The organism is Streptomyces sp. NPDC044571 (assembly GCF_040647115.1).
In the GTDB taxonomy this organism is placed as follows: domain Bacteria; phylum Actinomycetota; class Actinomycetes; order Streptomycetales; family Streptomycetaceae; genus Streptomyces.
Map to the genome: position 1 here is coordinate 107,279 of NZ_JBEZBN010000001.1, position 9,590 is coordinate 116,868.

General features: G+C 73.6%; 9 protein-coding genes. 3 read left to right on the top strand and 6 right to left on the bottom strand.

Translation table 11 applies throughout. The annotated features are described in order from the left end of the window. Positions 1 to 23: 23 nt before the first annotated feature. From AB0B01_RS00420 to allB, 4 genes are all read right to left on the bottom strand, one after another. Complete coding sequence (locus tag AB0B01_RS00420; protein WP_361711490.1) at positions 24 to 941, bottom strand: DMT family transporter; 918 nt, start codon at positions 939 to 941, stop codon at positions 24 to 26. A 154-nt stretch (positions 942 to 1,095) separates the two neighbouring features. Next, positions 1,096 to 1,713: a dihydrofolate reductase family protein gene (locus AB0B01_RS00425; protein ID WP_361711492.1), complete on the bottom strand. Its 618-nt coding sequence runs from the start codon at positions 1,711 to 1,713 to the stop codon at positions 1,096 to 1,098. 278 nt (positions 1,714 to 1,991) lie between these two features. Next, positions 1,992 to 3,104 carry an allantoicase gene (gene alc, locus AB0B01_RS00430; RefSeq protein ID WP_361711494.1) on the bottom strand — a complete coding sequence of 371 codons (1,113 nt, stop codon included), beginning with the start codon at positions 3,102 to 3,104 and terminating at the stop codon, positions 1,992 to 1,994. 23 nt (positions 3,105 to 3,127) lie between these two features. Further along, entirely contained in the window at positions 3,128 to 4,468 is a 1,341-nt protein-coding gene (gene allB / locus AB0B01_RS00435) for an allantoinase AllB (protein ID WP_361711496.1), read from the bottom strand. A gap of 329 nt (positions 4,469 to 4,797) precedes the next feature. Here allB and AB0B01_RS00440 point away from each other — a divergent pair, with 329 nt between their 5' ends. Next, a complete protein-coding gene (locus AB0B01_RS00440) occupies positions 4,798 to 5,601 on the top strand; it encodes an IclR family transcriptional regulator (RefSeq protein WP_361711497.1) in 804 nt (267 codons plus the stop codon). Between the two features lie 111 nt (positions 5,602 to 5,712). On the opposite strand, the gene AB0B01_RS00445 is transcribed toward AB0B01_RS00440, so the two are convergent. Both AB0B01_RS00445 and AB0B01_RS00450 read right to left on the bottom strand, forming a co-directional pair. Further along, a complete protein-coding gene (locus AB0B01_RS00445; RefSeq protein ID WP_361711499.1) occupies positions 5,713 to 6,408 on the bottom strand; it encodes an ABC transporter ATP-binding protein in 696 nt (231 codons plus the stop codon). Beyond that, positions 6,405 to 7,496, bottom strand: coding sequence for an ABC transporter permease (locus AB0B01_RS00450; RefSeq protein ID WP_361711501.1), 1,092 nt, complete (start codon positions 7,494 to 7,496; stop codon positions 6,405 to 6,407). The genes AB0B01_RS00445 and AB0B01_RS00450 overlap by 4 nt, the downstream gene beginning before the upstream one ends. Positions 7,497 to 7,629: 133 nt before the next feature. Here AB0B01_RS00450 and AB0B01_RS00455 point away from each other — a divergent pair, with 133 nt between their 5' ends. Together AB0B01_RS00455 and AB0B01_RS00460 are read left to right on the top strand one after the other, a co-directional pair. After that, entirely contained in the window at positions 7,630 to 8,850 is a 1,221-nt protein-coding gene (locus AB0B01_RS00455; RefSeq protein WP_361711503.1) for a sensor histidine kinase, read from the top strand. Further along, the gene (locus AB0B01_RS00460; RefSeq protein ID WP_361711504.1) at positions 8,847 to 9,476 is read left to right on the top strand and encodes a response regulator transcription factor; all 630 of its coding nucleotides are present in this window, start codon (positions 8,847 to 8,849) and stop codon (positions 9,474 to 9,476) included. Before AB0B01_RS00455 ends, AB0B01_RS00460 begins: the two co-directional genes overlap by 4 nt. Positions 9,477 to 9,590 lie beyond the last annotated feature (114 nt).

Sequence of the window (9,590 nt, forward strand, 5' to 3'; positions counted from 1 at the left end):
GATTTCCGGTCAGTCGCCGCAGGTCATCCGGCCACGGCCCGGCGGCCCCAGGCGGTGCCGCCGAGGACGAGCGCGGCGCCCGCGAGGCCGGCCGCACCCAGGTGTTCGCCGCCGAGGGCGATGCCGGCCACGGCCGCCCAGAGGGGTTCGGTGCCGAGGAGGAGGCTGACCCGGGAGGGCGAGGTGCGGCGCAGGGCCCAGGTCTGCACGAAGAAGGCGAACAGGGTGCAGAAGACGGAGAGGAAGACGAGTCCGGCCCATTGCCCGGGACCGAAGGAGAGGGCGACGGCCCAGGGGCTTCCACCGGTGCCGGGCAGGGCGGCCAGTACGGCGAAGACGAGCACGGCGCCGCCGAGCTGCACGGTCGTCAGGGACAGCGGGTCGGCGCCCTGGACGGCCTCGGTGCGGGCGGTCAGCAGCACGTTCAGGGTCCGGACGAGCGCGGCGGCGAGCATCAGCAGGTCCCCGAGGCCGGGAACGGTGAATCCGCCCTGCTGGGTGAGCAGCACCACCCCGGCGACGGAGACGGCGGCCGCGCCGAGGAAGGCGGCCGACGGCGCCTTGCGCTGCACGGCCGCCTCGGCCAGCGGTGTGAAGATCATGGTCAGACTGATGATCAGCCCGGCGTTGGTGGCGGAGGTGTGGACGACCCCGTAGGTCTCCAGCAGGAAGATGGCGCCGAGCACCAGCCCGAGCAACCCCGCCCCGCGCAGCTGCCGGCCGGTGAGCGCCCGTAGGCGTCGCCGGCCGGCGACGGCGAGGACGGGCAGCACCAGCGAGAAGCGCAGCACGAGCACGGCGACCACCGTGTGCGCGGTGGTGATCCCCTTGGCGGCGAGGTAGCTGGCGCCCCATACGACGGCGACGGCGAGCACCGGCAGATCGTCGAGCCAGGCCCGGCGGGGGACGGCGGGTCGTTCGACGAGGGTGTACGAGGTCACCGGGCTCTCCAACGGCGTGTGGCGGGTGGAGACTTCGGCGGCTCACACGGATGCACGCTGAAACTATCCGATCCGGCCATCCGGGTCGACCCGTTGACCCGGTCGCGTCCGCCCGGCCCCGCGTGCGCCGGAGCCGGCGTGCGCCGGAGCCCGCTCAGAAGCTGCCGAAGGTGGCGCGGCCCGTGGGGCGGTAGGTGTTGATCGCCGTGCCGTTCGGCGTGGTGCGCGAGCCGGTCAGTTCGCAGGCCGTCGGCAGCCCGCCCCTCGGGAAGAGCCGACGGCCCGCGCCCAGGAAGACCGGGAACACCAGCAGGTTCAGCTCGTCCACCAGGTCCCGCGCCAGCAGCCACTGCGCCAGCTGCCCGCTGCCGTGCACCTGGAGCTCCCGCTCCCCCTCCAGTGCGTCCTTGACCCGCACGATCTCGCTCTGCAGCTGCTCCCCGTCGACGACGGTGGTCCCGGGCCAGGCCGGGCTCGTCAGCGTGGTCGAGGCGACGTACTTCGGCAGGCCGTTCAGACGGCTCGCGACCGGATCCGTGGGGTCGGTGACCTGCGGCCAGTACCCGGCGAAGATCTCGTACGTCCGCCGGCCGAGCAGGAAGGCCCCGGCACGGTCGAAGAGCTCCTTGACGAAGGCTTCCATCCCGTGGTCGGCGAACGGCACCAGCCAGCCGCCGTACTCGAACCCGTCGCTGCGGTCCTCGTCCGGGCCTCCGGGGGCCTGCATCACGCCGTCGAGGGTCAGGAAGGTGGTGAGGGTCAGCTTGCCCATGGCTGTGCGCTCCTTGCGTCCGGTTCCGCTGTCGCCGCGGTGTCGTCTGCTGCTGCTCGTGCTCAGACTCCCGGGCGGCACGGATCCCACCGGTGCGGCGCGCACGGACGCACGGCCGGATTCCCGCGGAAACCGCAACGCGGGGACCCCGGAGCAGGAACCCCAGCGCAGCAACCGCGGCGCAGGAACCGCAGCGCGGAATCCCCGAACGCAGGAAGCGCAGCCGAAACGGACGAGCCCCGGGGGTGTCGGCCCCCGGGGCGGTCATACGGGTGGCGTCAGCCGCCCAGCTCCTGGTGGCGGGCCGTCAGCGCGGCCGCGCCCTGCTCGGTGAGCGAACCGAACAGCCGCAGGCGGGAGAAGCCGCCGTCCGGGAAGATGTCGATCCGCACGTGCGTGCCGACCGCCGGGGTGTCCAGCACGAACCGGTGGTTGGTGTCGGGCTGCAGGCGGGTGCGCGGCAGGAACTCGGTCCACTCGCCCTCCTCGCCCGTCTTGACGGACAGGGAGGCCCAGCCGGCCGAGTTGCCCTTGAGGTAGGCGGTGTCGATCTCGACGGCGCGGATCTCCGACTCGGCGACGAGCTGGTAGCGGATCCAGTCGTTGCCGTTGTCCCGGCGGCGCGCGGTCTCCCAGCCGTCGTCCATCTTCCGGGAGCGGCCCGGGTTGATGGTGTTGGTCGGCGGGGAGTAGAAGCGGTTGGAGGCGTCCTGGACGGCACCGCCGTTCTCCAGCGCGACCACGTCGAAGGAGCCGAGCGCGTCGAGCCACTTCGGGTCCGGCAGGACCTCGCCGTAGACGCGCAGGCGGGCGATGCCGCCGTCGGGGTGCTGGTTGACGCGCAGGTGCGTGAAGCGCTGCTCGACGTCGACCTCGAAGCCGTTGGCCGCGTGGCCGCCGACGGGCGTGCGCGGGACGAGGGTCGTCCACTTCACGTCGTCGCCGAGGAGCTCCTCGGGGGTCGGGGCGAGGGCGCCCTCCCAGTTCGCGCCCTCGACGGAGACGGCCTGCGGCATGTTGCCGCGGAAGTGGGCGGTGTCGACGACGATGCCGCGGATGACGCCGGGGGCGCCCAGGCGTACGAGCGCCCAGTCGTGGTCCTCGGCGGTCGGCCAGGGCTGCTCGGCGGAGACGCCGCGGCGGCGGCGGGTCTCCCAGCCGTCCATGACCTTGCCCTTGTGGCCGAAGTCCTCGGGGTCGAAGTGGGCGGCCTCGGAGATCAGCAGGTTCTCGCGCTGGGCGAAGAACTCGTCGTTGGCGGCGATGACACCGGCGCCGAGCTGACGGTCGGCCAGGTTGGCGAACTGCGTGAACGGGAACTCCGCGGTGCGGTAGTCGGCGTACGGGTCTCCGCCTCCGTAGGGGTTCGCGTTACCGGTGAAGGAAGCCAAAGGAGTCGAACGCTGTGCCACTGTCAGTTCTGCCTTTCAAGGAGTCGGCCGGTGGGCTCGGTCGGGGTGCCGTGGTCGGCGATCCGCTCACCGCGCAGCCAGGTGGACTTCACGACGCCGTGCAGGGTCTTGCCCGCGTACGCCGTGACCTGGTTGCGGTGGTGCAGCTCGGCCGGGTCCACGGTGAAGGTCTCTTCGGGGGCCAGGACGGCGAAGTCGGCGTCCCGGCCGGCCTCGATGGCGCCCTTCTGGGCCAGACCCGCGAGGTTCGCGGGGGCGGCGGACATCCAGCGGACCACGTCCTCCAGGGTGCGGCCGCGGCGGCGCGCCTCCGTCCAGATCGCCGGCAGTCCGAGCTGGAGGGAGGAGATGCCGCCCCAGGCGGTGAGGAAGTCGTCGGTCTTCAGGTCCGCCGTGGACGGCGAGTGGTCCGAGACGATGCAGTCGATGGTGCCGTCGGCGAGCGCGTCCCACAGGAGGTCCTGGTTGGCGGCCTCGCGGATGGGCGGGCAGCACTTGAACTCGCTGGCACCGTCCGGCACTTCCTCGGCCGTCAGGGTCAGGTAGTGCGGGCAGGACTCGACGGTGATCTGCACGCCCTCGGCCTTGGCGGCGGCGATCAGCGGCAGTGCGTCGGAGGAGGACAGGTGCAGCACGTGCACGCGGGCGTTCAGCCGCTGCGCCTGGGCGATCAGGTTCTCGATCGCGGTGTTCTCGGCGTCCTTGGGGCGGGAGGCGAGGAAGTCGGTGTACTTGGGGCCGGGCGTCTGCGGGGCGGACTCCAGGTGGTGCGGGTCCTCGGCGTGCACGATCAGCAGGCCGCCGAAGCCGGTGATCTCGGCGAGCGAGGTGGCCAGCTGCTCCTGGTCGAGCTGGGGGAACTCGTCGACGCCGGACGGGGACAGGAAGCACTTGAAGCCGAAGACGCCGGCGTCGTGCAGGGGGCGCAGGTCCTTGACGTTGTCCGGGAGGGCACCGCCCCAGAAGCCGACGTCCACGTGCGCCTTGGTGCGGGCGACCTCCTGCTTGACGCGCAGGTGGTCCACGGTGGTGGTGGGCGGAAGGGAGTTGAGGGGCATGTCGAGGATCGTGGTGACGCCCCCGGCCGCGGCGGCGCGGGTGGCGGTCCAAAAGCCCTCCCACTCGGTGCGGCCCGGGTCGTTCACGTGCACGTGGGTGTCGACCAGGCCGGGGAGCAGGACGTCGTCGCCGAAGTCCTCCAGGCGGGCGCCGGCGGGCACCTCGGCCTCGTGCGGCAGTACGGCGACGATCTTCCCGGCGGCGACGGCGACCGAAGCGGCGCGCGTCCCCTCGGGGGTGATGACGCGAGTCGAGCGCAGTACCAGTTCCACGTCGTCGGACACGCCGGAACCTCCCCATCTACTTCCACAGAGCGAAATTCAACGTTCTGTTGACGGAGTCTTCACCGCGATCCAGGGCCAGTCAAGAGCGGCCGGACAGAGCACCGACACAGCTTCCTCGCAATTGGATGTTTCCACAGCATGGAATTAGGATTTCACTATTCAGAATGTAGCTATCACCACCCGGGGTCGGCCAGGTAACTTCCCGAGGACGTCCGCCACCCGGACAAACCGCCTCTGACCGGCGGGGACGGCATTGCCCCGGCCCTAGGGCCGACGCCGACCGACCGGTAGGCTGCTTCCTTGCCTGCCAGCACCGAAAGGACCGCGCCGTGCCGACGTCCAGCGCCAGCACCACCGACGCTTCCGCCAAGACCACCGCCGCCGGCGGTGGCGTCCAGTCCCTTGAGCGCGCCTTCGACCTGCTCGAACGGATGGCCGACGCCGGGGGCGAGGTCGGCCTCAGCGAGCTGTCCGCGGCCAGCGGTCTGCCCCTGCCGACCATCCACCGCCTGATGCGCACCCTCGTGGCGTGCGGCTACGTCCGCCAGCAGACCAATCGACGGTACTCCCTCGGCCCCCGGCTGATCCGCCTCGGCGAGTCCGCGGCGCGGCTGCTCGGCACCTGGGCGCGGCCCTACCTCGCCCGCCTGGTCGAGGAGACCGGCGAGACGGCGAACATGGCCCTGCTCGACGGCGACGAGATCGTCTACGTGGCGCAGGTGCCGTCCAAGCACTCGATGCGCATGTTCACCGAGGTGGGCCGCCGGGTGCTGCCGCACTCCACCGGTGTCGGCAAGGCGCTGCTCGCGTACACGCCCGCCGACGAGGTGCGGGCCCTGCTCGCGCGCACCGGCATGCCCGCCGCGACCGAGAAGACCATCACCACGCCCGAGGGCTTCCTCGACGCGCTGGAGCAGGTCCGCAAGGCGGGGTACGCCGTCGACGACAACGAGCAGGAGATAGGGGTCCGCTGCCTCGCGGTCTCCGTACCGAACTCGCCGACCGCCGCCGCCATCTCGATCTCCGGTCCGGCGGGCCGGGTGACCGAGGCGCTGACGGACTCGATCGTGCCGATCCTCCAGAACGTGGCGGCCGAGCTCTCCGTGGCCCTGCAGAGCCAGAGCCCTGCCTGAAGGCTTGCGGACGTACTCCGGCCCCGGCGCCCTCCGCTTCGAGGGCCGCCGGGGCCGATGCGTGCCCAACCGCGGGCGGGCCGGGCGGCGAACCGGGTCCGCGGGGGCGGCTCAGGACGCCGGGGCCGGCTGCTTGTCCGGCAGCGTGAGGCGGCCGTCCGTCATCGTCGCGGTGCGGTCCATGCGGTCCAGGTGGGCGTGGTCGTGGGTCACCAGGACCGTGGCCGTGGAGCGCTCCCGGGTGAGGGTGACGAGCAGGTCGAGCACCGCCGCTCCGCGCTCGTGGTCCAGGGCGCTGGTGGGCTCGTCGACCAGCAGCACCGCCGGCTCGTTCATCAGGGCGCGGGCGATGTTGATCCGCTGGCGCTGGCCCCCGGAAAGCTGGTGGGGGCGCTTGTCGGCCTTGTCGGCCAGGCCCACCGCGTCGAGCAGTTCCAGGGCCCGGCGGCGCAGCGCCCGCGCCGGGCGGCCGCAGAGGTGCGCCATCACCTGGAGCTGCTCGGCCGCCGTGAGCGAGGCCAGCAGGTTGGGCTGCTGGAAGACGATGCCGATCTCCTCGCGGCGCAGGGCCGACTTCTCGGCGGCGCTGAGCCGGGCCGTGTCCCGGCCCGCCACCACCACCTGCCCCGAGTCGGGGGTGACCAGGGTGGCGGCGACGGCGAGCAGGCTGGACTTGCCGGAGCCGGACGGCCCGATCACCGCCGTCAGGGTGCCCGCGGGCACCTCCAGCCGGACCCGGTCGAGGGCGGTGAGCCGGCCCTCGCCGTCCGGGTAGGTGAGCGTGACATCGTGCACGAGCAGGGTCATCGGGCGCTCCCGAGGGCGGTCAGCGGGTCGACGGAGGTGATCCGCCGGATGGACAGGGCCGCGCCGAGGGCACCGAGCACGATCATGATCCCGGCGGGTGCCAGCACGGTCGCGGTGGCGAGGACGAAGGGCACGTCGCCGCCGCTGATCAGCGCGCCGAACCCGGCGGCGAGCGCCGTACCGAGCCCGGTGCCGATCGCGAGCATCACGACGGCCTGGCCGAGGGCGTCCTTCAGCAGGTACGGGGTGGAGGCGCCGAGGGCCTTCAGCACGGCGACGTCCGCACTGCGCTGGATGGTCCACACGGTGAAGAAGGCCCCTATGACCAGGGCGGAGATGGCGAAGAGGAAGCCGCGCATCAGCTGGAGCGAGCCGTTCTCGGCCTGGTAGGACCCTATGGCGCCGAGCGCCTCGTCGACGGTCCGGGCCGCGGTGCCCGCGGCCCGGTCGCCGGCGGCGAGGGCGGGGCCGGACGCGTCCGGCGCGTCGAGGGCGACCACGGTGGCGAGGGTGTCCGCGGCGGCGGGGTTGCCGAGGCGCTGCCAGTCGCCCAGGTCCGTCCACACGACGGGCGTGTGGCTGTAGGCGGCGGTGCCGGAGACGGCCGCCACGGTCAGGTCGAGCGGCCCGATCCTCAGCCGCGCGCCCGCGGTGAGGCCGCCGAGCTCCTTCGCGGCCTTCTCCGTGAGGACGACCCGCCCCCGGGCGAGGCCGGCCCCGCGCGGTGCCAGGGGGCCGGCCGGGTCGACGCCGAAGACGGAAACGGCGGCCGTCCGCTCGCCCGCCGCGGCATCGGTGGTCCGGATGGCGAGCGGCTCCGCCGACCGTACGCCCGGCTGCGCCCGCCAGGCCCGCCAGGCCTTCTCGGGCACCTGGGACCGGGTGAAGGACACCTCCCGGCCCCCGGCGGGTGCGGCGAAGGCCAGGTGCGAGGCGGGCAGGCCGGTGACCGCCGAGGTGTTCTCCCGGGCCAGCCCCGCCGTGAGCCCCGACAACAGGCCCACCAGCAAGGTGATGAGCAGGACCACCGAACCCATGAGGGCGAAGCGGCCCTTCGCGAACCGTAGATCTCTCCATGCGACGAACATGCCCCCACCTTGGTCCTCGCCGGGGGTGCGGGGCATCGCGCCACGGTGGCGAACCCGGTATCGAAGGACGCATCCCGACATCAAACTTTCGATTGACCGGGGCCCGCGGGCGCGCACGTACGCTGGTCGGGCCATGGCTCTTCCGGATTCCCCTGCTCCGCGCCCCCTGACGCCCGTCTCCCTCATCCTGCGCCTGTGCCTGCACGCGCTGCTGTTCGCGCTGCTCGCGCTGGCCGCCGGGCGCGCCGTCACCGATTCCGCGCCCCGCGCCGGGTGGGTGGCCGCGGCGTGCACCGTACTGGCCGCCGTCTACCTGGCAGGCGTACGGGCCCCTGCGGTACGCCGCGACGCGCGCGCCGGGGCGGTGTGGCTGGCCGGGCTCGGCGCGGCCTGGGCGGGGCTGCTCGCCCTCTCCCCCGACGGGCTGTGGATCGCGTTCCCGCTGTACTTCCTGGAGCTGCACCTGCTGCGGCTCCGCTGGGGGGTCGCGGCGGTCGCCGTGACGGCCTGCGCGGCGATCGGCGGCTTCCTGGCGCACAGCCGCGCGGTGGTGCCCGGCGCCTTCCTCGGGCCGCTGCTGGGCGGGGCGGTGGCGGTGGCGACCGTACTGGGCTACCAGGCGCTGTACCGGGAGAGCGAGCGGCGCCGCGAGCTGATCGAGGAGCTCATCACCACGCGCGCCGAACTGGCGGCGGCCGAGCGGGGCGCGGGCGTCCTCGCGGAGCGGGAGCGGCTGGCCCGGGAGATCCACGACACCCTCGCCCAGGGGCTGTCCTCGATCCAGCTGCTGCTGCGGGCTGCGGAGCGCACCCTGCCCGAGGACGCGGCGGCACGGGAGCACATCAGCGCGGCGCGGGGGGCGGCGCAGGACAACCTCGCAGAAGCGCGTCGTTTCGTACGGGCCCTGACCCCGCCGGACCTGGAGCACGGCTCCCTCGCCGGTGCGCTGGAGCGGCTGTGCACGGCCGCCCCCGGGCCGCGGGTCCGGTTCAGCCTGAGCGGCACCCCGCGGGTGCTGCCCACCCCGTACGAGGTCGCGCTGCTGCGGATCGCGCAGTCGGCGCTGGCCAATGTGGTGCGGCACGCGGGGGCGGGGCGGGCGGAGATCACCCTGACCTTCATGGACGCCTCGGTCACGCTGGACGTGGTGGACGACGGGGACGGCTTCGACCCTCCCCCGGCCACGGCCGGGAGGCACCCGCGGTCGGCGCCCTCGGGGGACGGCGGCTTCGGCCTGCCCGCCATGCGGGCGCGGGCCGAGAGCCTCGGCGGGCTGTTCACCGTGGAGTCCGCACCGGGCCAGGGCACCGCCGTGGCCGTCACCCTTCCGCTGCCCCTGGAGGCCGCCCCATGACGATCCGGCTCCTGCTGGCCGACGACCACCCGGTGGTGCGGGCCGGGCTGCGCGCAGTGCTGGACACGGAGGCGGACTTCGCGGTGGTCGCGGAGGCCGCCACCGCCGAGCGGGCGGTGCAGCTGGCCGCGTCCGAGCCGGTGGACGTGGTCCTGATGGACCTCCAGTTCGGCGCGGGGATGCACGGCTCGGCGGCGACGGCCCTGATCACGGCCCGCCCGGGGGCTCCCCGCGTGCTGGTGCTGACCACGTACGACACCGATGCGGACATCTTGGCGGCCGTGGAGGCGGGCGCCTCGGGGTACCTGCTGAAGGACGCCCCGCCGGAGGAGCTGGCGGCCGCGGTGCGCACGGCGGCGGCGGGGCAGTCGGCGCTGGCCCCGGCGGTGGCGCTGCGGCTGATGGACCGTATGCGCACGCCCGCGTCGGCGCTGACGAAGCGCGAGCTGGAGGTGCTCCAGCTGGTCGCGGACGGCCTGTCGAACCAGCAGATCTCGAAGCGGCTGTTCCTGAGCCAGGCCACGGTCAAGTCCCACCTGGTCCACGTCTACGCCAAACTCGGCGTCGACTCCCGTACCGCGGCGGTGGCCACGGCTGCGACGCGCCGGCTGATCCACACCCCGTAGGGCGGCCGGCGCGGTAGCGGCCGGCGCGGTAGCGGCCGGCGCGGTAGCGGCCGGCGCGGTAGCGGCCGGCGCGGTAGCGGCCGGCGCGGTAGCGGCCGGCGCGGTAGCGGCCGG

Excerpts from the sequence above, each read along its gene's own strand:
- AB0B01_RS00425 (WP_361711492.1), bottom strand. The coding sequence starts at position 1,713 with ATGGGCAAGCTGACCCTCACCACCTTCCTGACCCTCGACGGCGTGATG.
- AB0B01_RS00445 (WP_361711499.1), bottom strand. The coding sequence starts at position 6,408 with ATGACCCTGCTCGTGCACGATGTCACGCTCACCTACCCGGACGGCGAG.
- AB0B01_RS00450 (WP_361711501.1), bottom strand. The coding sequence starts at position 7,496 with ATGTTCGTCGCATGGAGAGATCTACGGTTCGCGAAGGGCCGCTTCGCC.
- AB0B01_RS00455 (WP_361711503.1), top strand. The coding sequence starts at position 7,630 with ATGGCTCTTCCGGATTCCCCTGCTCCGCGCCCCCTGACGCCCGTCTCC.
- AB0B01_RS00460 (WP_361711504.1), top strand. The coding sequence starts at position 8,847 with ATGACGATCCGGCTCCTGCTGGCCGACGACCACCCGGTGGTGCGGGCC.